General features: G+C 61.2%; 19 protein-coding genes. 9 read left to right on the forward strand and 10 right to left on the reverse strand.

Annotation, left to right across the window (positions count from 1 at the left end; genetic code table 11):
• The first annotated feature begins 79 nt into the window (after positions 1-79).
• Positions 80-2,560, forward strand: a complete 2,481-nt coding sequence (locus AC1Z1G_RS11760; RefSeq protein WP_483627103.1) for a TonB-dependent siderophore receptor — start codon at positions 80-82, stop codon at positions 2,558-2,560.
• Positions 2,561-2,663: 103 nt separating this feature from the next.
• On the opposite strand, the gene AC1Z1G_RS11765 is transcribed toward AC1Z1G_RS11760, so the two are convergent.
• Both AC1Z1G_RS11765 and AC1Z1G_RS11770 read right to left on the reverse strand, forming a co-directional pair.
• Complete coding sequence (locus tag AC1Z1G_RS11765; RefSeq protein WP_483627105.1) at positions 2,664-4,286, reverse strand: MFS transporter; 1,623 nt, start codon at positions 4,284-4,286, stop codon at positions 2,664-2,666.
• Between the two features lie 76 nt (positions 4,287-4,362).
• Positions 4,363-6,015: a GMC family oxidoreductase gene (locus AC1Z1G_RS11770; protein WP_483627107.1), complete on the reverse strand. Its 1,653-nt coding sequence runs from the start codon at positions 6,013-6,015 to the stop codon at positions 4,363-4,365.
• Between the two features lie 134 nt (positions 6,016-6,149).
• Here AC1Z1G_RS11770 and AC1Z1G_RS11775 point away from each other — a divergent pair, with 134 nt between their 5' ends.
• The 3 genes from AC1Z1G_RS11775 (at position 6,150) to AC1Z1G_RS11785 (ending at position 8,827) form a co-directional block, all read left to right on the forward strand.
• On the forward strand, positions 6,150-7,073 hold the full coding sequence (locus AC1Z1G_RS11775; RefSeq protein WP_483627109.1) for a LysR family transcriptional regulator: 924 nt from the start codon (positions 6,150-6,152) through the stop codon (positions 7,071-7,073).
• Positions 7,074-7,136: 63 nt separating this feature from the next.
• Positions 7,137-8,264: a type VI immunity family protein gene (locus AC1Z1G_RS11780; RefSeq protein ID WP_483627111.1), complete on the forward strand. Its 1,128-nt coding sequence runs from the start codon at positions 7,137-7,139 to the stop codon at positions 8,262-8,264.
• Positions 8,261-8,827, forward strand: coding sequence for a hypothetical protein (locus AC1Z1G_RS11785; protein WP_483627113.1), 567 nt, complete (start codon positions 8,261-8,263; stop codon positions 8,825-8,827). Before AC1Z1G_RS11780 ends, AC1Z1G_RS11785 begins: the two co-directional genes overlap by 4 nt.
• 118 nt (positions 8,828-8,945) lie before the next feature.
• On the opposite strand, the gene AC1Z1G_RS11790 is transcribed toward AC1Z1G_RS11785, so the two are convergent.
• The 3 genes from AC1Z1G_RS11790 to AC1Z1G_RS11800 form a co-directional block, all read right to left on the reverse strand.
• Entirely contained in the window at positions 8,946-10,754 is a 1,809-nt protein-coding gene (locus tag AC1Z1G_RS11790; protein ID WP_483627115.1) for a monovalent cation:proton antiporter-2 (CPA2) family protein, read from the reverse strand.
• 150 nt (positions 10,755-10,904) lie between these two features.
• Positions 10,905-12,845 (reverse strand): M48 family metallopeptidase, encoded by a 1,941-nt coding sequence (locus AC1Z1G_RS11795; protein WP_483627117.1) that lies wholly within the window; start codon positions 12,843-12,845, stop codon positions 10,905-10,907.
• A gap of 22 nt (positions 12,846-12,867) precedes the next feature.
• The gene (locus AC1Z1G_RS11800) at positions 12,868-13,464 is read right to left on the reverse strand and encodes a LemA family protein (protein ID WP_483627119.1); all 597 of its coding nucleotides are present in this window, start codon (positions 13,462-13,464) and stop codon (positions 12,868-12,870) included.
• A 171-nt stretch (positions 13,465-13,635) separates the two neighbouring features.
• Between AC1Z1G_RS11800 and AC1Z1G_RS11805 the strand changes: the two genes are divergently transcribed.
• The 3 genes from AC1Z1G_RS11805 (at position 13,636) to AC1Z1G_RS11815 (ending at position 14,514) form a co-directional block, all read left to right on the forward strand.
• Positions 13,636-13,944: an RcnB family protein gene (locus AC1Z1G_RS11805; protein WP_483627121.1), complete on the forward strand. Its 309-nt coding sequence runs from the start codon at positions 13,636-13,638 to the stop codon at positions 13,942-13,944.
• Positions 13,945-14,018: 74 nt separating this feature from the next.
• Entirely contained in the window at positions 14,019-14,159 is a 141-nt protein-coding gene (locus AC1Z1G_RS11810; protein ID WP_483627123.1) for a hypothetical protein, read from the forward strand.
• 13 nt (positions 14,160-14,172) lie between these two features.
• A complete protein-coding gene (locus AC1Z1G_RS11815) occupies positions 14,173-14,514 on the forward strand; it encodes an FKBP-type peptidyl-prolyl cis-trans isomerase (RefSeq protein WP_483627125.1) in 342 nt (113 codons plus the stop codon).
• A gap of 46 nt (positions 14,515-14,560) precedes the next feature.
• Here the strand turns inward: AC1Z1G_RS11815 and AC1Z1G_RS11820 are convergent, their stop codons facing one another.
• Positions 14,561-15,169 carry a LysE family translocator gene (locus tag AC1Z1G_RS11820; RefSeq protein WP_483627127.1) on the reverse strand — a complete coding sequence of 203 codons (609 nt, stop codon included), beginning with the start codon at positions 15,167-15,169 and terminating at the stop codon, positions 14,561-14,563.
• A gap of 106 nt (positions 15,170-15,275) precedes the next feature.
• Between AC1Z1G_RS11820 and AC1Z1G_RS11825 the strand changes: the two genes are divergently transcribed.
• Entirely contained in the window at positions 15,276-16,208 is a 933-nt protein-coding gene (locus AC1Z1G_RS11825; protein WP_483627129.1) for a LysR substrate-binding domain-containing protein, read from the forward strand.
• Positions 16,202-16,708 carry a P-loop nucleotide/nucleoside kinase family protein gene (locus AC1Z1G_RS11830; protein ID WP_483627131.1) on the forward strand — a complete coding sequence of 169 codons (507 nt, stop codon included), beginning with the start codon at positions 16,202-16,204 and terminating at the stop codon, positions 16,706-16,708. Before AC1Z1G_RS11825 ends, AC1Z1G_RS11830 begins: the two co-directional genes overlap by 7 nt.
• Positions 16,709-16,773: 65 nt before the next feature.
• On the opposite strand, the gene AC1Z1G_RS11835 is transcribed toward AC1Z1G_RS11830, so the two are convergent.
• The 4 genes from AC1Z1G_RS11835 to AC1Z1G_RS11850 all read right to left on the reverse strand — a co-directional run bounded on the left by AC1Z1G_RS11835 (position 16,774) and on the right by AC1Z1G_RS11850 (position 21,831).
• The gene (locus AC1Z1G_RS11835; RefSeq protein WP_483627133.1) at positions 16,774-17,793 is read right to left on the reverse strand and encodes a branched-chain amino acid aminotransferase; all 1,020 of its coding nucleotides are present in this window, start codon (positions 17,791-17,793) and stop codon (positions 16,774-16,776) included.
• A gap of 297 nt (positions 17,794-18,090) precedes the next feature.
• The gene (lpdA, locus tag AC1Z1G_RS11840; protein ID WP_483627135.1) at positions 18,091-19,476 is read right to left on the reverse strand and encodes a dihydrolipoyl dehydrogenase; all 1,386 of its coding nucleotides are present in this window, start codon (positions 19,474-19,476) and stop codon (positions 18,091-18,093) included.
• A gap of 18 nt (positions 19,477-19,494) precedes the next feature.
• Positions 19,495-20,772: a dihydrolipoamide acetyltransferase family protein gene (locus AC1Z1G_RS11845; RefSeq protein WP_483627137.1), complete on the reverse strand. Its 1,278-nt coding sequence runs from the start codon at positions 20,770-20,772 to the stop codon at positions 19,495-19,497.
• Positions 20,773-21,831: an alpha-ketoacid dehydrogenase subunit beta gene (locus AC1Z1G_RS11850; protein ID WP_483627139.1), complete on the reverse strand. Its 1,059-nt coding sequence runs from the start codon at positions 21,829-21,831 to the stop codon at positions 20,773-20,775.

Genomic DNA, 21,831 nt, shown 5'->3' on the forward strand with positions numbered 1-21,831 from the left:
TTTCTGAGTGCACTTTTCATTGGCGTTGTTCGGCTCATCCCTCAGTGAATTCAAATGATGGTTATGGGGGAGGGTAAGCATGTCTTTTGTGTACAAGCCGAGCGCGGGTCGCCTGTCGAGTGCGGTGAGGGGCGGGCTACTGGCGCTGGCAACCGTCAGTGCCGGATCGGTGGCGGCGGTGCCGGTGTCGGCGGCCGAGCAGCACTCGGTGCAATCGTTTGATATCGCGGCGGGTAACCTGACCGAAGTACTGACTCGTTTCGCCAGTGCGGCCGGCGCGGCCATTTCATTCGACGCCCGCCAAACCGAAGGGCTGCATTCGCCGGGGCTTAAGGGCTCGTTCGGAATCGGCGAAGGGTTTGCCCGGATCCTCGGTAACACCACGCTGCAAGCCGAACCGCAGGCCAATGGCAGTTATGTACTGCGCCCCCGACCTGCCAACGGCTCAGCCCTGGAGCTGGGCGCCACGAGCATCAATGCGCAAATGCTCGGCGCGACCACTGAAGACAGTGGTTCCTACACCACGGGCGCGGTAACCATCGGCAAGGGCGAGCATTCGCTCAAGGAGACCCCACAGTCGGTCACCGTGATGACCCGCAAGATGCTCGATGACCAGCACCTGAATACCATCGATCAGGTCATGGAAAAGACCCCTGGGATCACTGTTTACGACTCGACCATGGGTGGCAAGTATTTCTACTCCCGTGGTTTTCGCATGAGCGGCCAGTATCAGTACGACGGCGTGCCGCTGGACATGGGCAACAGTTACGTCCAGGCCGACAGTTTTAGCAGCGACATGGCTTTTTACGACCGGGTTGAAGTGCTGCGCGGTGCGGCGGGCATGATGAAAGGCTCGGGTGGCACGGCCGGCGGTGTGAACTTCGTGCGAAAACGTGGCCAGGGCACTGCAAAAACCGAACTCGATTTGTCGGGCGGTACGTGGGACAACTATCGCGGGCAAGTGGACACCGGCGGACCGCTTAACGCATCCGGCACCTTGCGCGGCAGGGCAGTGATCGCCGAACAGAGTCGGCATTCCTTTTACGACAACGACAAACGCAAGGATCAGGTCTACTACGGCGCGCTCGATTACGACCTGACGCCCGAGACGACGCTGGGCCTGGGCATCGCGTATGAAGACGTCGATGCCAGCCCTTGCTGGGGCGGCCTGCCAAGGTATAAATCCGGTGCGGACCTGAAGCTCAGCCGCTCGACCTGCCTGGACCCGTCCTGGAACACCTGGCGCAGCAAGCGAACCACTTACTTCGGTGACCTGAAACACCAGTTCAACGATGATTGGGCACTCAAGGTGGCGGGGGTCTATACGCAAAATACCCAAGACACGAAATACGCCTTTGCTGCCAGCTCTGTGGCTCCGGGTACCAGCAGCACTCGCCTGCTGGGCAGTCTGTACGATTACGATCAGGTCGATTATGGCCTCGACGCTTATATAGACGGAAAGTTTGAAGCCCTCGGCCAGCAACATGAACTGGTGTTCGGGGTGAACGCCAGCCGCTCGAACAAGGACGACTTCTATGCGGTCTCCTTCCTGAAACAAAACCAGGACGTGTTCAATCCCGACCGGCATGTGCCGCAACCGGACGACAGTTACTTCATCGATAACGCCTCACGCGGTGGGCCAGTCAAGTCAGTCACCAAACAGTACGGTGCCTACTCCACGCTGCGGCTGAAAGTGGCGGACCCGCTGACCTTCGTCGTCGGCAGTCGGGTGAGCTGGTACAAATCGGACACGGATTCGTTCTTCATCGACTCGGGTGTCGCACAAACGGCCAAGACGACGGAAACCGGTCAGGTCACACCGTTTGCCGGCCTGTTGTTCGACCTCAACGAGCACCTGACAGCCTACGCCAGCTATTCCGACATCTTCACGCCACAAGGCAATGCCAGAACCCAAAGCGGATCGTCCCTCACGCCGATGCTGGGCCAGAGCTATGAACTGGGTATCAAGGGTGAGTGGTTCGACGGTCGCCTGAACAGCGCGTTCAACCTGTTCCGCACGGTGCAGAAGGATCAGGCGCAAACCGACTACAACTCGTCCTGCGCGTCCTCGGATGGCTACTGCTACCTCAACGCCGGCAAGGTCCGGGCCCAGGGCTTCGAAGCCGAAGTCAGCGGCGAGGTCATTGACCGTCTGCAACTGTTGGCTGGTTATACCTATACCCAGACCAAAACCCTGGAAGACATCGACAGTGGCAACAACGGTGCGGCGTTCAACACTTATGTGCCACGGCACATGTTGCGGATGTGGGGCGATTACAGCCTCGGCGGTTCGCTGGAGCGCTTCTCGATTGGCGCCGGGGTCAATGCGCAAAGCGACAACTTCCGCAGTTCGCCGGCGACCGGTAAACGCATCACCCAGGCCGGCTATGCCGTCTGGAACGGTCGCATCGGCTATCGCATCGATGACACCTGGTCGCTGGCACTCAACGGCAACAACCTCTTCGACAAGCGCTACTATCGCACCGTTGGCACCGAAACCTTCGGCAATTACTACGGTGATCCGCGCAACTTCATGGTGTCGGTCAAAGCCGATTTCTGAATGGCCGCACTCATGAAAACGCCCCGCATTGCGGGGCGTTTCTGTTGATGGAGGAGTCTGCCAGGGCCCCGTGGTGTCAGGCCGCTTGTGCGGGCAGACCGTGTCAGTTCTTGTCCAGGTTCACATCCTTGGTTTCACGCAGGCAGATCATGCCCACGACCAGGCTCACCCCGGTGATCAGCACCGGGTACCACAAGCCGTAGAAGATATCGCCGGTGTACACCACCAGCGCGAACGACACCGTTGGCAGGAAACCGCCGAACCAGCCGTTGCCGATGTGGTAGGGCAGGGACATCGAGGTGTAGCGGATGCGCGTCGGGAACAGCTCGACCATCAACGCCGCCAACGGGCCGTAGCACATCGCCGAGATGATAATCAGCGCAACGATCAACGCCACGATCATCGGTTTGTTGATGAGCTGGGTGTCGGCCGTTTGCGGGTAACCGGCCAGGGTCACGGCACCGCGCAGGGCGGCTTCGTCGTAGCCGTCGATTTTCACATCGCCAATGCTCACCTGCACGCCGCTGCCAGCGGGGGCGGCTGCGCTGCTGTAGGGCAGGCCCTGTTTGACCAGGAACGTCTTGACCTTGTCGCAAGGGCTGTCGAAACGTGCCTTGCCCACCGGGTCGAACTGGAAGGTGCAGGTGGCCGGGTCCGCCAGCACGGTGATCGGTGCCTGTTGGCTGGCGCGGTCGATGGCCGGGTTGGCGTAGTGGGCCAGGGTCTTGAATATCGGGAAGTACAGCGCAGTGGCCAGTAACAGGCCGAGCATGAGGATCGGTTTGCGCCCGACCCGGTCCGAGAGCCAGCCAAAGAAAATGAAAAACGGCGCACCGATGATCACGCTGACGATCAGCAAGGTGTTGGCCAGGGCCGGGTCCATTTTCAGGAACTGGGTAAGGAAGAACAGCACGTAGAACTGCGCGGCATAGAAGGTCACCGCTTGCCCGGCGTTGATGCTGAACAGCGCGATCAACACCACCTTGAGGTTCTCCCACTGGCCGAACGACTCGCGAATCGGCGCCTTGCAGACCTTGCCTTCCTCTTTCATTTTCAGGAAGGCCGGCGACTCGTGCAGGCTCAGGCGGATCCAGGTGGAAATCCCCAACAATACGATCGACAGCAGGAACGGAATCCGCCAGCCCCAGACTTCAAACTGGTCCCCGGTGAAGTAGCGGCACCCGAGCACCACCAACAGCGACAGCAGCAAACCAAGGGTGGCCGTGGACTGAATCCAACTGGTATGGAAACCCCGTTTGCCAACGGGCGCATGTTCGGCAACGTAGGTGGCCGCGCCGCCATACTCGCCGCCCAGCGCCAGGCCCTGGAGCATGCGCAGCACCACCAGAATGATCGGTGCGGCGATGCCGATGCTGGCGTAGGTCGGCAGCAGGCCGACGCAGAACGTCGCCAGGCCCATCAGGATGATGGTGGCGAGGAAAGTGTATTTACGTCCGATCATGTCTCCCAGCCGACCGAACACCAGCGCGCCGAATGGCCGCACGATGAAACCGGCGGCGAAAGCCATCAGCGCAAAAATGAACGCGGTTGTGTCGTTGACCCCGGCGAAGAACTGTTTGCTGATGACCGCCGCAAGGGCGCCATAGAGAAAGAAGTCATACCACTCGAACACCGTCCCGAGCGATGAAGCGAAGATGACTTTCTGGGTGTCCTTGCTGGTGCCAGCGCTGAGTGTCCCCGCGATGGCCTGAGCCTGTTCTGACATATCGGTATCCCTCACAGTGTTTATTTATTGTTGTTCCACTGGTGCCGCCATGATTGGCGCGATATTGGTGAAGCTCCTACAGATGCGGTTCGGTGATCTGTTGTGTTTGCGGGGTGAGACTCCTTGTCGATGAGGCCAGAATCAGCTGCGCCGCTTTCTCGGCGATCATCAGCGTGGGTGAACAGGTATTGCCCGAGGTGATGCGCGGCATGATCGAGGCGTCGGCGATGCGCAGCCCCGGTATGCCGTGAACCCGTAGTTGAGCGTCGACCACGGCCTGTTGGTCGTGGCCCATTCGGCAGGTGCCCACCGGATGGAAAATAGTAGTCCCGATTCGCGCCGCGGCTTCGTGCAGTTGCGCTTCAGTGCGCAATTCGGCGCCGGGCAGGTACTCGACCGGGTTGAACGGTTGCAGGGCCGGGGCGGCGACGATGCGCCGGGTCAGACGGATGGCGTCGGCCGCGACCCGCAAATCTTCGGGGTGGCTCAAGTAGTTGGGCTGGATCAGCGGTGCTTCCTGCGGGTCGGCGGAACGGATGTCGATTCGGCCACGGCTCTGCGGTCGCAGGTCGCAGACCGAGGCGGTGAAGGCCGGGAACGCGTGCAGCGGTTCGCCGAATCGCTCCAGGGACAACGGCTGTACATGGTATTCAAGGTTGGCCGAGACTTGTTCCGGGCCGGAACGCGCGAACGCGCCCAGTTGGCTCGGCGCCATCGACAACGGCCCGCTGCGGTCGTAGAGGTAACGCAGGCCCATGCCCATCTTGCCCCACAGGCTGCCGGCGATCTGGTTCAGGGTGCGAGCGTTTTCCAGTTTATAGATCAACCGCAACTGCAAGTGATCCTGCAGGTTGCCGCCGACGCCACTGAGCTCGTGGGTCACGCCGATTCCCAGGCGTTTGAGCAGGCTGCCAGGGCCGATGCCGGAGCGTTGCAGGATGCCCGGCGAGCCAACGGCACCGGCGCAGAGAATGATTTCCTGGCGTGCGGTAAAGCGTTGCGCCTGGCCTTGCCAACGCGCACTGACGGCTTGGGCGCGGCCGTTTTCCAATAAGACGCGGTCGACCTCGACGTCGGTCAGCACCGTCAGGTTGGGGCGTTTACGCACCGGTTTGAGGAACGCCTTGGCGGCATTCCAGCGCACGCCGGCCTTCTGGTTGACCTGAAAATAGCCGCAGCCTTCGTTGTCGCCGGTGTTGAAGTCATCGATGCTGGCGATACCACTTTGCGCGGCCGCGCTGCGAAAGGCATCGAGAATCGGCCACGACAGGCGTTGACGCTCGACCCGCCATTCGCCCGCCGCACCGTGGAACTGCGTGTCGCCGGCAAAATGGTTTTCGCTGTACTTGAACAGCGGCAACAGGTCATTCCAGCTCCAGCCCGGATTGCCCTCGGCTGCCCAGCCGTCATAGTCACGGGCCTGGCCGCGCATGTAGATCATGCCGTTGATGGAAGAACAACCGCCCAGGACCTTGCCGCGTGGGTAGCTCAGTGCACGACCTTGCAGGCCGGGTTGGTCCTGGGTCTTGAAGCACCAGTCGGTGCGCGGGTTGCCGATACAGAACAGATAGCCGACCGGAATGTGAATCCACGGATAGTTATCGCGCCCGCCCGCTTCGAGCAGCAGTACCCGATGTTGCGGGTTGGCGGACAACCGATTGGCCAGCAGGCAACCGGCCGGCCCGGCGCCGACCACGATGTAATCGTATGCATCAACGGCAGGTTGCATCCATGACCTCGCAGCGTGTTGTTCTTATTACGGTCCATCCTAGTTGTTAGTTTTCGGCAAAAGAATGTTAGTTTTTGCTCAGCTGCTGTGCGTTTTTAAACAGCGTAGTCTCTTGGCATCGGCAAGGAAGGCTCATGTTCGACTGGAATGACTTGCGGTTTTTTCTGGAGTTGCAGCGCAGCGGCCGCTTGCTGACCGCCGCCCGCCGTTTAAAAACCACCCACGCCACCGTGGCCCGGCACATCGAGGCCATCGAGACCAGCCTCGGCACTGCGCTGTTCGTCCAGCACGCCCAGGGCTACGAACTGACACCGGCCGGCGAAGCACTGCTCAAGCATGCCGAGGCCATGGAAAACGTCGCCTTGCTGGCGCAGGAAGAAATCACCCAGTCCAGTGCGCCGCTGGGCAAGATCCGTGTCGGGGTCACCGAAGGCCTGGGCATCATGTTTCTGGCCAGCCGCATGAACGGGCTGTTCGAACGTTATCCGGGACTGGAAGTGGAACTGGTGGCCGTGCCACGGTTTGTCAGCATCCTCAACCGCGAAGCGGAAATCAGCATTCACCTGGAGCGGCCCGCCGCCGACATGCTGGTGACCCGCAAACTCACCGATTACCGCCTCGCGCTATACGCCAGCCAGGCCTATCTCGAGCGCTCGCCACCGCTGCGCAGCCGCGAAGACCTGGCGCGACATGCCTGGATCGGCTACGTCGATGACCTGTTGTTCAGTCAGGAACTGATGTTCCTCAACAGTTTTTGCCGCAGCCCGCAGGTGGTGTTTCACAGCACCAGTGTCATCGCCCAGCAACAGGCTGCCCGCTCGGGGCTCGGCATCGCGGTGTTGCCGTGTTACATGGCCAGCAGTGATCCCGGACTGGTGCCGCTGCTGCCGGCCGAAAGCATCCAGCGCAGCTATTGGATCAGCACCCGCCGCGAGTTGCACAAGTCCGTGCGCCTGCGGGTGTTATGGGATTACGTGGTGCAGTTGTGTGATCGCGAGCAGGACTTGCTGATGGGGTTGCACATTCAGTCTTGCAGCAACCTTGAAGCGTTGCGGTGATTGCTGCACCATCCGCCGCTGACGAGTGAAGGCGCCCGCGTGCGCCAGGCAAGGGATGCGCAGATGAACGCAGTGGCGTCGTGGATGGAACAAGGCAAAGCCTTCGAATTCGAGTTGCCGGACGGTACGCCGGTGATTCGCCTGGGGTTGATCGTGACGCTCTATTTCAAGGAGGGTTACACCACCGGGAAGAAGCAGGCGGTGGTGAAATGCTTCGAGCGGTTCCACGAGGAGTTCGCCAGTGTGCTCAAGTCGCAGGTGTATGAACGGCCGAAAAAACTCACCCGCACCACCTTCGATGCCTCCCGCGAAAAACTCCTCTCAAGCGGCCCGAACAGCCAGTACGCGTGGTGTGTGAGCAGTGCCAAGGGCGTGACGGATGTCGGCGAATACAGCCTGTTTGCCATGAACACCTTTGAGCTGCACGGCGATAAAACCCGCTCGGTGATCAAGCTGACATTACCGTGGTCGCTGTTGGCCGAGGCCAATGGGGCTGCGCGTTTTCTGGGATGGCTGGGGTTTCTGTGCGAATCCATCGAACCGGAACACGGTTATGCCGGCCCCTCGATTCTCCAGCCTTACGACAGACCGGGTTACCTGGAGATCGAGACGATGCTGGCCCGGCAGTTTCTCGGGGTCGAGCCGGACAACGAGGCGGGCGGGTTGACTCGTCAGTTACTGGGCTGTGTCAAAGGCATGAACTGGTGCACCGTTCTGAGTACCGCGCTGGTGGAACAGCTTGGCGGGACGCAGCAACTCCACGCCAGCCTGGCCGATGCCCCGGAGGTCAATCTGTTGCCCTTCAACGCGGGTCTGATTTTGCGGGCGGGTGAGCTTCCGGCGCTGATTCCGGCGGGCAGCGAGGTCCCGCCGGCCTACACCGCCGTCAATGCTTTGATTCGGCCAATACGTTGTGCCGATATCGACGCGATTCTCTGCACCCAGGGCACGCCTTTTCTCGACAGGCAGGTCACCCGGCGCTGGCAGACACGTTTTGACCTCGACCGTCCCGAACCACCACCGCTGACCCGCGTCGGGGGGCATCAACCCTGCCCGCAAACCGGTGACTGGCAACGCTGGGAACGCACCGACATTCGCCATCACTTCGTCGAGGGAGAGTTGATGCCGGTGTTGGATGGCGACACGCCCAGTCAGACGCTTTGGTATTGGTCCGCGGAGTGTGCGGGATGAAGACATTACGAGGTTTGTTGGGCGGTGTGATGTTGCTGGTGTCGGCCTCGCAAGCCTTGGCCGATCCCGCCGTACTCAAGCGTATTGCCAGTTGCAGGCTGGGCGCGCCCGATGTCCGGATCGAGCTGTTACGCGGCATGGACGGGACCCATTCCTGGGTGTACGCCTTGCGTGACTCGGGCCCGCAGCACTGGTTGTACGACAACGCCGAGGATTCGCGGGGAGGTTCAGTCCATTGGCAATGCGCGGGCAGCGAGCAGGGGCAGGGCGTGTTGGTGCTGTCAGGGGAGTTCACCTCGAACTACCTGCAAGGCGCAGCCTTCTACGTTGACCCGGTGAGCCATCGCATCGAGCGAATTGCCTTTGCCGAAAGAAACCGCCCGCGCTGGGTCATGGTTTCCGAGCGCGGAACCTATGTGGTGTTTGAAAACACCGGCAACGAAAGCTCGAGCAAATACCTGCTGTACGCCAAAGACGAGGGGTATCAGGAGGTCGACGAACTGCCCACGTTGTCTGCTGCGAAACATGAACGGCTGATCGACCTCAGGGCCTGGAAGCGTTAGGTCAGAGTCTCGAACCGCGTGCTGCCCAGGCGTTCGCCATTCACCCGGATGTGCAACGCGTGGCTGCCCGCGCAGTACTTGCGGGCAGTCAGATTCGCGAATCTGCTGTTGAGCACGCTCACACCTTGCCGGACTCTTCTTCCTGCTGATCCGCTTCGAACAACCGCGCCAGTTCCGCGCGTGCTTCCTGAGCGGTTTGCATGACTTTGGCGGCGTCGTCGTAGACCGCGTGCTGAGCTTCGAGCACCTGTTCGTCGTGATCCTTGAAACGCTCAATGCGCGCATCGGCCTGGGTTTGGGTAAGCCCCAGGCCGACCAGTGTCCGGCGACTCATTTCCAGGCTTGAATAGTAGGTTTCCCGCACGGCTTGCGCGCCGACGTCGACCAAGCGGTGCACGTGCTGACGGTTACGGGCGCGGGCGATGATCTTCATGTGCGGGTAGAGCTTGCGCACCAGCTCGGCAGTCTTGATGTTGGTCTCCGGGTCATCGGTGGCAATGACGAAGAACTCGGCCTGTTCGACCTTCGCCGCGTTGAGGATTTCCGGGCGCATCGGGTCGCCATAAAATACCGGCACACCGCCGAAGCTACGCGACAGCTCGATGGTTTCCACCGAAGTGTCCAGGGCCACGAAGCGGATGTTTTGCGCCCGCAGGATACGCGCGACGATCTGCCCCATCCGGCCCATACCGGCGATCACCACCCGAGGCGTTTCGGTGTCGATTTCACGCAGGTGCGGCGGCACGGCCACCGGTTGCACCTTGGGTTTGACCAACCGGGCGCAGATCAGCAGCAACAACGGCGTCAGCGCCATGGACAGGGTGATCGTCAGCACCAGCAGGTCGTACAGGCGCGGTTCGAACAGCCCCTGATCGCGACCGATCTTGAACACCACGAAGGCGAATTCACCGCCCGCCGCCAGCACGATGCCCAGGCGGATCGCATTGACTCGGCCCAGACCACCGGCCAGCCGTCCGACCACAAACAGCAACGGCAGCTTGATCATGATCAGCAGCAGCGTCAGCCCCAGCACCGCGACGGGCGCACTCAGCAGCAGGCTGAGGTTGGCGCCCATGCCGACGCTGATGAAAAACAGCCCCAGCAGCAGGCCCTTGAACGGTTCGATCTGTGCTTCCAGTTCATGGCGGTACTCGGAGTCCGCCAGCAACAAACCGGCGAGAAACGCCCCCAGCGCCATGGACACGCCGACCTGATCCATTAACCATGCCGTGCCGATCACCACCAGCAACGCGGTGGCGGTGGACACCTCCGGCAGACCGGTTTTGGCCACCACACGAAACACCGGGCGCAACAGGTAGCGCCCGCCGATCACCACCACCGCAATACTGCCGAGTACCCGCAGGCCATGGTTCAAGTCATCGGCGGTGCTGGCGCTGTGATCGCCACCGGCGAGCAGCGGCACCATGGCAATCAACGGGATCGCCGCGATGTCCTGGAACAGCAGAATCGCGAAGGCCAGCCGCCCGTGCGGGCTGGTCAGTTCCTTGCGTTCGGCCAGGCTCTGCAAGCCGAATGCGGTGGACGACAGCGCCAGGCCGAGGCCCAGGACAATCGCACTGTTCAGCGGTTGGCCAAACACGAACAGCGCCAGAACGCCGATCACCGAGCCGGTCAACAGCACTTGCGCGAACCCCACGCCGAACACCGATTTACGCATCACCCACAACCGTCGCGGCGACAGCTCCAGGCCGATGATGAACAGCAGCAGGACCACCCCCAACTCGGAAATGTGGCTGACGCTCTGCAGGTTGCCGATCAGCCCCAACACCGAAGGCCCGATGATCACCCCGGCAAACAGGTAACCGAGCACGGCGCCCAGTTGCAGGCGTTTGGCCAAAGGCACGGTGAGCACGGCCGCGAACAGGAACACGACAGCGGCTTGCAACAGATTGCCTTCATGGGGCATGGGCTTACTCCGGGATTACGCTAAAACGGTCGACGAAAAGGCGCGAGGGACCGCGTTGCAGTCCTGAACGCAGCGCTCAGGATAAAGGTTGAACCTGCATCCGTCAGTCTTGCGCCGCCATTCTCTGTGTTTGGGTGAGGGCGTGACGTTTCAGGCCACAGCCTGTTGTTGAGCGCTGTTGAAGGACGTTCCCAGCAACGGCGGCATCGGGCAGTCCAGCAAATCGGCCACGGCGCGCATCAGCTCGGCCTCGGCGGCGCTGACTTTACCGTCGTGTTCGATGCAGCGGGCCATGGCGCGCAGGAGCAGCAGTTTTGCTTCAGGCTTGAGTTGGCGCAGGCGCTGGAGTGCGGTGTCGAGGGTATTCAGGTCCAGGCTGACATGTTCAGGCGCGTCGAAGGGCAAGAGCACCCAAGCGTGGGCGAGGGTTTTACGCGCCAGATCGGGGCGTTGTTGTCCCACCGTGGCCAGCACGCCGAGCAGGGTGGCGATTTCGTTGGCACATTCGCTCAGGTTGAATGTGAACGGCGCCGCAGTCGCGCCCAGGACGTTGCGATCGATGATCCGCAACAGCGTCCACTCCAGCAGTTCGACGTTCTGGTCCATCTGGATGAACGACTCAAGGTTGTCCCGAAATTGCCTGAATTGTTGCTTGCCCAGGCGTTTGAGTGCCGGGATCGCCAGGTCGATCAGTGGCAGGCGCAGGCCTGGATCCAGCGCCGCCAGTGCAACGCCCTGGCCCTGCATGGCATTGACCATCTCCACGCCGATTTTTTCCTGAAAGCGAAAATAATCATCCATGTGCATCGGCCCCGCGCGCGAGAACCACAGGCTGTACACCAGCGCCTGCGCGCCCTTGCAGCGGTGGGCCGCGTCTTTCAGTTGTCGGGGCAAACGTGCGAGTACCTGCTGCGCCTCTGCCAGATGCGCGGGTTGAGGATCACCGATGCGGGCAATCGATTGCTCGATGGCCTCCATGTCGAGAATCACCGCCGTCGCTTCACTGGATAACAGGTTGAACGTCGCGTTCCACTCCAGCGGCGGTACGCTGATGTTTTCCGCCGAGGGCAGGGCGGCAATGTTTGGAAACGTGCCATCCCAGTGCGGGTCAACGCGTAGGATGCGCTTGCGCAGCGACGGGTGAGTGGCGTTCCAGCCGCTGAGCCCTGTGGCGAGTCCTGGGCCAAAATACAAATGGCTGAATTCGGCAGCGTGTTCGGCCGTCAGTCGAGAGCCCTGTGCATAGCCGCCGATTTTTTTCAGGGCGCCGGCGATGCTGTCCGGGTTGCGGGTGAACTGCACGGCCGAGGCGTCGGCCAGGTATTCGCGTTGACGGCTGACGGCGGCTTTGATCAACCCGCCAAACAACGTGCCGATGAAACCCGCGACAGTCAGGACCAACCCGACCGCGCCCAGTGCGCCGTTTTGGCTGTTGTTGCTGGAGGAGGTGTTGCTACTGCTGTTTGAGCGTCCCTGGCCACGCAGCAACACGCGCCCCACCAGGCCCAGCATCAGAATGCCGTGGACCAGCGCAACCAGCCGGGTGTTGATGCGCATGTCACCGTTGTAGATGTGGCTGAACTCATGGGCGATCACCCCTTGCATTTCATCACGCGAGAGCAACTGGATCGCGCCTTGCGTCACGCCGATCACGGCGTCCTGAGGCGTCAGCCCGGCGGCAAAGGCATTGATGCCGGTGTCCGGCAGCACGTACACCCACGGCACCGGCGTGCCGGAGGCCAGGGCCATTTCTTCGACGATGTTGAGCAGGCGATGTTCTTCCGGGCTTTGCTGAACGATGTTCAGCAGGCGTCCACCCAGGCGTTTGGCGATGACCTTGCCGCCGTGCCGCAGCTCGTACATTTTGGCCAGGCTCCCGGCCACCACCACGCTCACCACAATCGCCGAGGCGATGGCCACGGTCTTCCAGTCCGGCGTCATCCAGCCTTTCTTGAAACCCTGAAACTCAGCCCATGCCAGCGTCACGGCGACACTGGTAATGGCGATCAGGCAGATCAAAGCCAGCGCCATCAGGGCGATCAAGAGGCCGGTGCGCCGTTTGGCATGGCGCTGGTGCTGGAAGAAATTCATCAAGCCATCCGTGGGCAAAAAGTCAGAACGATACCTTGGGCGCGGCTTGAATCAGCGCACTGTCGGCGAACGCCAGCAGGCTGGCATCGCTGCCGTGGCCGAACATACCGGCCAGCAGCACGGGCGGAAACGTCTGCTTGTAGGTGTTGTAGGTCATGACGGCATCGTTGTAGGCCTGACGGGCAAAGGCCACTTTGTTTTCGGTGCTGGTCAGCTCTTCGCTGAGCTGCTGCATGTTTTGCGAGCCTTTGAGGTCCGGGTAAGCCTCAAGCGTGACGTTCAACCGGCTGAGCGCGCTGTTGAGTGCGCCGTCGGCCAACCCCAGTTGCGCAAGGTGCCGGGCATTGCCTGGCTCGGCTGCCGCCGCCTGAAGACCGCTCAACGCCGCATTGCGGGCGGCGGTGACGGCTTCGAGGGTGCCGCGCTCATGGCTCAGGTAGGCCTTGGCGGTTTCCACCAGGTTGGGGATCAGGTCATAGCGGCGCTTGAGCTGGACTTCGATCTGGGCAAAGGCGTTGCGCCATTCGTTGCGGCGGCTGACCAGGGTGTTGTAAATACCGATGACGTAGAACATCAGACCGGCCAGGACAAGCAACGAAACAATAGTTGAAACAGCCATACGGATGTCCTTATCAGCGTGCAGGAGGGCGCGCGATATTAACCGAAATGCTGGCGGGCTGCTTTTGGACGTTGTGGGGCGGTCGTTCGTGCAAATCATCGCTACAGTTGAAGTGAGTCTCTCAACGATTGACCGCGATTGTGGTCACAGGCATTCACTGGAGGAGTCCCGATGACCCACAACACCTTTTTTGCCGCGATGGCCATTGTTACCGCTGTCGCCGGCATCAGCCCGGTTGCGCTGGCCGATGATCCACCGGAAAGAACCGCGCAGGCCCCCGTCGTCAATCTCCGCGCCCTGCACATTGGCGACCACGTGCCGGACGCTTACAAACGCGGTGACAAAGCCTTGGCCAACTGGCAACAGCGGGGGCTGAAGACCCCGAAGAGCCTGAGCCAGTGGGTGCAGGTCAATGACCGGTACATGATGGTGCGCATCACCGATGGGCAAATTCTTGATGTCACGCCCATTGAGCGTTGAACGTTTGATTTTTTAAGGTATCGTCCGACCCGGAGCTGTGGGGTGACCAAGGGTTGCCCCTTTTAAATGACAGGATGTCAGGAATACTTGTTGGAAAAGAAACCAAATTTCTGCTGTCGCGGGTCGGTGGGCGCTGGGACGATATTTTCAGTGAGGCGGTGGGGCGCCTGGACCGCCCGGACCCGATCTACGACCCGCCCCAAGGGCACGAGTAAACGAGAGCAATCAATGAGCAACGAATTACAGGTCATCGACCTTGAGTTGGGCGATGGCAAAGAAGCCGTCAAAGGTGCGCTGATCACCACCCAATACCGCGGTTTTCTTGAGGACGGTACGGTCTTCGATTCCTCTTGGGACCGTGGCAAACCGTTCCAGTGCGTGATCGGTACCGGGCGCGTGATCAAGGGGTGGGACCAGGGCCTGATGGGCATGAAAGTCGGCGGCAAGCGCAAGCTGCTGGTGCCGGCGCACCTGGCTTACGGCGAGCGTTCAATGGGCGCGCACATCACGCCCAATTCCAACCTGATCTTCGAGATTGAACTGCTGGAAGTGCTGACACGGGATGATTGACGAGCACGGCGTTATGCCGCGCTCGGCGGGCGAGCAGCGCAAGTGACTAACGGCTGGCGGTGGCCATGAGCAGGCCAAAGCCAAAGAAGGTCATGCCGGAGACCTTGGCCGCGAGCCACGACCCTCTGGGCGTTGATAGCCATCGTTTGGTGGCGCTGGCGAGCAGGGCATAGGTGCCATGAATCATGATCAGCAACCCCCCGTAGGACGACATCAGTGTGAAAAACTGACGGGGGTAAGGTTCATGGACATCAATGAATTGCGGAAACACCGCCAGAAAGAAAAAACACGCCTTGGGATTCAGCAGTTGTACCGACAGGGCACCGATGAAGCGCCGCCAAGGGCTGGTGGTGCCCTCGCTGCGATCGAGAATGAACCGGTCGCTGCGCCAGGTTTTGTAACCCAGGTACAAGAGGTAGGCGGCGCCGGCATATTTGAGCATGGCAAAGGCGCTTGCCGAAGTTGCCAGGATCAAGCCGACGCTGGTTGCACTGATGCCTGCGACGATGACCGAGCCCAGGGCAATGCCCAGAATACCGGGCAGGGCGCCGCTCCAGCCGTGGCGCAACGCGTTGGACAGGGTCAACACGACACCGGGGCCCGGACTGAGAATGGTCAGGGCGGCGAACAGTAAAAATAATCCGTAGCTGGTCATGCCTCACTCCATCCAATAACGCCCACTGCGTGGCGTGAAGAGTGGCGTGGCGGGCCAGGTGTGACAAACGCTTTAATTGCGCCCTATATGTGACTAAATTAGACGCATGATTAATTCTCTCCCTCCCTTGAATGCTGTTCGTGCCTTCGCCGCTGCCGCTCACCACCAGAGCATCACGCGGGCGGCAGACGTGCTGCATGTCAGCCACAGCGCCGTCAGCCGTCATATCAAACGGCTGGAAGAACACCTCGGCGTGCAGCTGTTCGAACGGCGTATCCGCCAATTGGTACTGACCCCGGCAGGCCAGCAGTACTTTGAGCAGGTCAGCGCCGGCCTCTCGCAGATTGCCGACGCCACGGCGATGCTTAAACAGCACGCTTCGCAGCGTACAGTGAAGATCAATGTCCGGCCGACCTTCGCCATGCTCTGGCTGGCGCCCCGGCTGCCAGAGTTTGTGGCGTTGCACCCGGACATTCAGCCGCAAGTGGAGAGCAGCACCCAGGCGCCCGACCACGCACGAGACGGCTTCGATGTGGTCATTCGACGCGGCCGCGACGGTTGGGCGCCCGCGATTGATGCGCAAGTGCTGTTCGAAGATGACCTAGTACTGGTCGCGGCACCTTCGTTGCTCGAACGCCTGGCGCTTGAAGACCTCAACGCCCTGAGTCGCCATACCCTGCTGACCGCCAAGACGCGTCGCGAGGACTGGCACCATTGGGCCCGACAGTTTGGTGGCGCGCAATCAGAAACCCAGACTGCGCTGCAATTCGATCACATGCACCAGGTTCTCCAGGCCGCTGCGCAGGGGCTGGGTGTTGCCTTGTGCCCGACTTCATTTTTGGGTGACGATTTGTCGAATGGACGGCTGAGCTGTCCGCTGCCGCAGTGGCGTATGCCGTTGCCGCGCTACTATTACGGCGTCGCGCCGCAGGTCACGGCGCAGGCGCAGGTCTTTCTGGACTGGCTGTTTTCCCGCATTGAACAGGACGCTGCTCAAACGGACCGAGCATTGGCAGCGTTCAAGGAAACCTTATGCTGATCGTTTTTTCCGGTTTGCCCGGCACCGGGAAAACCACCATTGCCCGCGAACTTGCGTTGCGTACCGGCGCGACGTACGTGCGCATTGACAGCATTGAGCAAGCGATTCGTAACGCGCAGGTTCTGGCGGGCGATATCGGCAAGGCGGGCTACGATGTCGCGAATGCATTGGCACAGGCCAATCTGGGGCTGGGGCGTACGGTGATTGTCGATGGCGTGAACCCGGTCGCCGAGAGTCGCCAGGCCTGGCGCGAGATTGCCGATCGGCAGGGACGGCCCTTGGTGGACATCGAAATCGTGTGTTCTGACCTGGCGGAGCATCGGCGTCGGGTTGAGTCCCGCGTGGTGGATGTCCCAGGTCTTAGGGCAGTGACCTGGCAATCGGTGCTCGATCACGAGTATGAAGCCTGGGACAGCCAGCCATTGCGGCTCGACAGTGCGGTGCTTGCTCCCGAAACGGCGGTGGTGCGGATCCAGGAATACCTCGGAACGCGGGTCTGACGGGCAACAAAAAGCCCACTCATCGCTTGCGCGGTGGGTGGGCTTTTTAGTGCTTCAGCGTTGGGTCAGACCTTGACGATCCAGCCCGCTGGCGCTTCGATGTCACCGGTTTGTACACCGGTCAGCTCTTTGTAGAGCTTCTGGGTGACCGGGCCGACTTCGGTTTCGCTGTGGAACACGTGCAGCTTGTCGTTGTAGCTGATACCGCCGATTGGCGTGATCACCGCGGCAGTCCCGCAGGCGCCGGCTTCCTTGAAATCGCCGATTTTGTCGATGAACACGTCACCTTCAATGACTTCCATGCCCAGACGCGATTGTGCCAGTTCGATCAGCGACAGGCGGGTGATGCCTGGCAGTACCGAAGGGGATTTCGGCGTGACGAACTTGTTGTCGTGGGTGATACCAAAGAAGTTGGCCGAGCCGACTTCTTCGATTTTTGTATGGGTCATCGGGTCCAGGTAGATGCAGTCGGCGAAGTGCGCCTTCTTGGCTTGGGAGCCGGGCATCAGGCTGGCGGCGTAGTTGCCACCGACCTTGGCTGCGCCGGTGCCTTGTGGGGCGGCGCGGTCATAGCTGGAGATCAGGAAGTTGTGCGGGGTCAGGCCACCCTTGAAGTAGGCGCCCACCGGGATGCAGAAGATCGAGAAGAGGAACTCGGGCGCGGTGCGCACACCGATGTTGTCACCCACGCCGATCACGAACGGACGCAAGTACAGCGCGCCGCCAGTGCCGTACGGCGGAATGAAGCGCTCGTTGGCACGCACGACCGCTTTGCAGGCTTCGATGAAGGCTTCGGTTTCCACTGGCGGCATCAACAGGCGCGAGCAACTGCGCTGCATGCGCAGGGCGTTCTGGTCCGGGCGGAACAGGTTGATCGAACCGTCCTTGCAGCGATAGGCCTTCATGCCTTCGAAGCATTGCTGGCCATAGTGCAGGGCGGTCGAGCCTTCGCTGATGTGCAACACGTTGTCGGAGGTCAAGGTGCCTGTGTCCCAGGAACCGTTGCGCCAGTAAGACAGATAGCGTTTGTCTGTCTTGATGTAGTCAAAACCCAGCTTGTCCCAATTGATGCTTTCGTTACCCATGACACCCTCTATCACTTAACAATCGCCTGAGCGGTTCAAGGCTTCTGACGTTTTTTTTGGATGGGGACAACAATACTTCATTCTCGGGCTGAATCGCAGCCCGGACGATCAACTGGTCGGCAGATTTCTTAGGTAACTCATGAGTTCTCCATTGTTCGAAATCCTGTGGCGAGGGAACTTGCTCCCGCCCGGCTGCGAAGCAGTCGAAAATCCAGGCAGCGCGATGTGCCTGGAAGTTAGCAAGGGGCCGCTTCGCGACCCGGCGGGAGCAAGCTCCCTCGCCACAGTTGATCGCGTTTAGATGTGTAGCGCATGCCCCAACGCCCGCAACGCCGCTTCCTGCACCGCTTCACCCAGTGTCGGGTGAGCGTGGATGGTGCCAGCGATGTCTTCCAGGCGAGCGCCCATTTCCAGGGACTGGCCGAACGCCGTGGACAGCTCGGAGACCCCGACGCCCACCGCTTGCCAGCCGACAATCAGATGATTGTCACGCCGTGCGACTACCCGCACGAAGCCGCTTTTCGATTCCAGCGTCATCGCCCGGCCATTGGCCGCGAACGGGAAACTCGACACGATGCAATCCAGGCCGGCGGCCTTGGCTTCGTCCGGGGTCTTGCCGACGACCACCAGTTCCGGGTCGGTAAAGCACACGGCGGCGATGGCGGTCGGGTTGAACTCGCGGGTTTTACCGCTGATCAGCTCGGCGACCATCTCGCCCTGTGCCATGGCCCGGTGAGCGAGCATCGGCTCGCCGCTCAGGTCGCCGATGGCCCAGACATTGCGCATGCTGGTGGCGCAGCGCTTGTCGATCTTGATCGCCGAGCCGTTCATGTCCAGCTTCAGCGCTTCGAGGTTCCAGCCCTGGGTGTTGGGTTTGCGCCCGACGGCCACCAGCACCTGATCGGTGGCCAGGTTCAGGGTTTCACCGTTCGGGTCGCGCACCAGCAGGGTATTGGTTTGTAAATCAAAGCCTTCAACGCTGTGCTTCAAGTAAAGCTTCACGCCGAGTTGCTTCAAGGCTTCGTTGACCGGTTGGGTCAGTTCCGCGTCGTAGGCCGGCAGGATGCGATCCTGCGCCTCGACCACGCTGACCTCGGCACCGAGCTTGCGGTAGGCAATGCCCAGCTCCAGCCCGATGTAGCCGCCACCGACCACGATCAGCCGTTTCGGCACGCTTTTCGGCGCCAGGGCTTCGGTGGAGGAGATGATCGGCCCGCCGATCGGCAGCATCGGCAGGTTGACGCTTTTCGACCCGGTGGCCAGCAGCAGGTGCTCGCACTGGATGCGGGTGTCGCCGACCTCGACGGTCTTGCCGTCGATGACCTTGGCCCAGCCATGGATGACCTGGACCTTGTGTTTTTTCAGCAGCACCCCGACGCCGGTGGTCAGGCGGTCAACGATGCCGTCCTTCCACTCGACGCTTTTGCCGATGTCCAGGGTCGGTGCCGAGACGTTGATCCCGAGCGCCGAATGCTGGCTGTGGTGCCGGGTCTGGTGAAACTGCTCGGCCACATGAATCAGCGCTTTCGAGGGAATGCAGCCGATGTTCAGGCAGGTACCGCCCAGAGCTTCGCCTTCCACCAGAATGGTGTTGATGCCCAGTTGGCCCGCGCGGATCGCTGCCACATAACCGCCAGGGCCGCCGCCGATGATCAGCAGCGTGGTGTTCAGAGTCTGTTGCATGCCTTGCTCCACAAATACTTATTCCACAAACAGCGTGGCGGGTTGTTCGAGCAAGCCACGCAGGGCCTGGATGAATAGCGCCGCGTCCATGCCATCGACCACGCGGTGATCGAACGAACTGGAGAGGTTCATCATCTTGCGAATCACGATCTGGCCTTTGATCACCATTGGCCGCTCGACGATTTTGTTCACGCCGACGATGGCCACTTCCGGCAGGTTCAGCACCGGGGTACTGACGATACCGCCCAGCGCGCCGAGGCTGGTGAGGGTGATGCTGGAGCCGGACAGTTCATCGCGGCTGGCCTTGCCATTGCGGGCGGCGCTGGCCAGGCGGGAGATTTCCGCTGCGCTGTCCCACAGGCTGCGCGCCTCGGCGTGACGCACGACCGGCACCATCAAGCCGATGTCGCTTTGGGTCGCGACACCCACATGCACCGCGCCGAGGCGGGTGATGACCTGGGCTTCGTCGTCGTAACGGGCGTTGATCTGCGGGAAGTCGCGCAGGGCGACGACCAAGGCACGTACCAGGAACGGCAGCAAGGTCAGCTTGCCGCGAGTGGCGCCGTGTTTCTCGTTCAGGTGCGCCCGCAGTTCCTCCACCGCAGTCACGTCGATTTCTTCGACGTAGCTGAAATGCGCGGCGCGTTGGGTGGCTTCCTGCATGCGCTGGGCAATTTTGCGCCGCATGCCGATCACCGGGATTTGCTCTTCGTCGTGACGTTCAGCATACGCGGCGCCAGCGCCACTCTTGGCTGACGGACCTTGGGCCAGATACGCCTCCAGGTCTTCATGCAGAATCCGCCCGGCAGGGCCCGTGCCCTGGACCAGACGCAACTGAATGCCAGCGTCGAGGGCATGTTTACGCACGGCCGGGGAAGCGAGGGGACGCTCATCGGCCTCGCGAGCCACTGGCGCTTGTGCCGCAGGGCGGCTTACCGGTGCGGGTTTGCTGGCCGCCACGGTTTCAACGGCTGGCGCTGCGACGGCGGCTTTCGGTGCTTCTTTGACTTCCTTGATCGCTGGCGGCTGGGACGACTCTTTAACGTTGCCCGCGCCTTCGACTTCGATGCTGATCAGGATGCTACCCACGGCCATTACTTCGCCAGGCACGCCGCCCAGCGAAATAACTTTGCCGTGCACGGGCGACGGAATATCGACCATCGCCTTGTCGGTCATCACATCGGCCAGGACCTGATCTTCAACGACCATGTCGCCAACCTTGACGTGCCACACCGAGAGTTCAACTTCTGCAATGCCTTCACCAATGTCCGGCATTTTAATAACGTGCGTGCCCATTCAGACCTCCATAACCCGTTTCAAAGCCGCGCCCACACGGGACGGACCGGGGAAATACGCCCACTCTTGCGCGTGCGGGTAGGGGGTGTCCCAACCGGTGACGCGTTCGATAGGCGCTTCCAGGTAGTGGAAGCAGTGCTCCTGCACCAGCGACACCAGCTCGGCACCGAAACCGCAGGTGCGGGTGGCTTCGTGAACGATCACGCAACGCCCGGTTTTCTTCACGGACTTGACGATGGTTTCCAGGTCCAGCGGCCACAGGCTGCGCAGGTCGATAACCTCGGCGTCGACACCGGCCTCTTCAGCAGCCACTTGCGACACATAAACGGTGGTGCCGTAGGTCAGGATGGTCACCTCCTTGCCCGGACGGGTAATTGCGGCAACGTCCAGCGGCACGGTGTAGTAACCGTCCGGCACTTGTGCGGCCGGGTGTTTCGACCATGGGGTTACCGGGCGGTCGTGGTGGCCGTCGAACGGGCCGTTGTACAGGCGTTTTGGTTCGAGGAAGATCACCGGGTCATCGTTTTCGATGGAGGCGATCAGCAGGCCTTTGGCGTCGTAGGGGTTGGACGGCATGACCGTGCGCAAACCACAGACCTGAGTGAACATCGCTTCGATGCTCTGGCTGTGAGTCTGGCCACCGTAGATACCGCCACCGCAGGGCATGCGCAGGGTCATCGGGGCAGTGAACTCACCGGCCGAGCGATAACGCAGGCGAGCGGCCTCGGAAATGATCTGGTCGGACGCCGGGTAAACGTAATCGGCGAACTGGATCTCGGCCACCGGGCGCAGACCGTAGGCACCCATGCCCACGGCGACGCCGACGATGCCGCTTTCGGAGATCGGCGCGTCGAACACCCGTGAGGTGCCGTACTTGGTTTGCAGGCCTTCGGTGCAACGGAACACGCCGCCGAAGTAGCCGACGTCCTGGCCGAAGACCACGACGTTGTCATCACGCTCAAGCATCACATCCATGGCCGAGCGCAGGGCCTGGATCATGGTCATGGTGGTCGTGGTCATGGCGGTTTCCAACTGAATATTGTTGTTGTGATCGTTCAT

This window comes from Pseudomonas sp. JL27(2026) (assembly GCF_056933555.1).

Coding starts and splice junctions, on each gene's coding strand:
- AC1Z1G_RS11805 (WP_483627121.1), top strand. CDS start 13,636: ATGACCCACAACACCTTTTTTGCCGCGATGGCCATTGTTACCGCTGTC.
- AC1Z1G_RS11850 (WP_483627139.1), bottom strand. CDS start 21,831: ATGAACGATCACAACAACAATATTCAGTTGGAAACCGCCATGACCACG.
- lpdA (WP_483627135.1), bottom strand. CDS start 19,476: ATGCAACAGACTCTGAACACCACGCTGCTGATCATCGGCGGCGGCCCT.
- AC1Z1G_RS11760 (WP_483627103.1), top strand. CDS start 80: ATGTCTTTTGTGTACAAGCCGAGCGCGGGTCGCCTGTCGAGTGCGGTG.
- AC1Z1G_RS11795 (WP_483627117.1), bottom strand. CDS start 12,845: ATGAATTTCTTCCAGCACCAGCGCCATGCCAAACGGCGCACCGGCCTC.
- AC1Z1G_RS11825 (WP_483627129.1), top strand. CDS start 15,276: ATGATTAATTCTCTCCCTCCCTTGAATGCTGTTCGTGCCTTCGCCGCT.
- AC1Z1G_RS11810 (WP_483627123.1), top strand. CDS start 14,019: ATGTCAGGAATACTTGTTGGAAAAGAAACCAAATTTCTGCTGTCGCGG.
- AC1Z1G_RS11815 (WP_483627125.1), top strand. CDS start 14,173: ATGAGCAACGAATTACAGGTCATCGACCTTGAGTTGGGCGATGGCAAA.
- AC1Z1G_RS11785 (WP_483627113.1), top strand. CDS start 8,261: ATGAAGACATTACGAGGTTTGTTGGGCGGTGTGATGTTGCTGGTGTCG.
- AC1Z1G_RS11765 (WP_483627105.1), bottom strand. CDS start 4,286: ATGTCAGAACAGGCTCAGGCCATCGCGGGGACACTCAGCGCTGGCACC.
- AC1Z1G_RS11835 (WP_483627133.1), bottom strand. CDS start 17,793: ATGGGTAACGAAAGCATCAATTGGGACAAGCTGGGTTTTGACTACATC.
- AC1Z1G_RS11820 (WP_483627127.1), bottom strand. CDS start 15,169: ATGACCAGCTACGGATTATTTTTACTGTTCGCCGCCCTGACCATTCTC.
- AC1Z1G_RS11830 (WP_483627131.1), top strand. CDS start 16,202: ATGCTGATCGTTTTTTCCGGTTTGCCCGGCACCGGGAAAACCACCATT.
- AC1Z1G_RS11770 (WP_483627107.1), bottom strand. CDS start 6,015: ATGCAACCTGCCGTTGATGCATACGATTACATCGTGGTCGGCGCCGGG.
- AC1Z1G_RS11780 (WP_483627111.1), top strand. CDS start 7,137: ATGAACGCAGTGGCGTCGTGGATGGAACAAGGCAAAGCCTTCGAATTC.
- AC1Z1G_RS11790 (WP_483627115.1), bottom strand. CDS start 10,754: ATGCCCCATGAAGGCAATCTGTTGCAAGCCGCTGTCGTGTTCCTGTTC.
- AC1Z1G_RS11800 (WP_483627119.1), bottom strand. CDS start 13,464: ATGGCTGTTTCAACTATTGTTTCGTTGCTTGTCCTGGCCGGTCTGATG.
- AC1Z1G_RS11775 (WP_483627109.1), top strand. CDS start 6,150: ATGTTCGACTGGAATGACTTGCGGTTTTTTCTGGAGTTGCAGCGCAGC.
- AC1Z1G_RS11845 (WP_483627137.1), bottom strand. CDS start 20,772: ATGGGCACGCACGTTATTAAAATGCCGGACATTGGTGAAGGCATTGCA.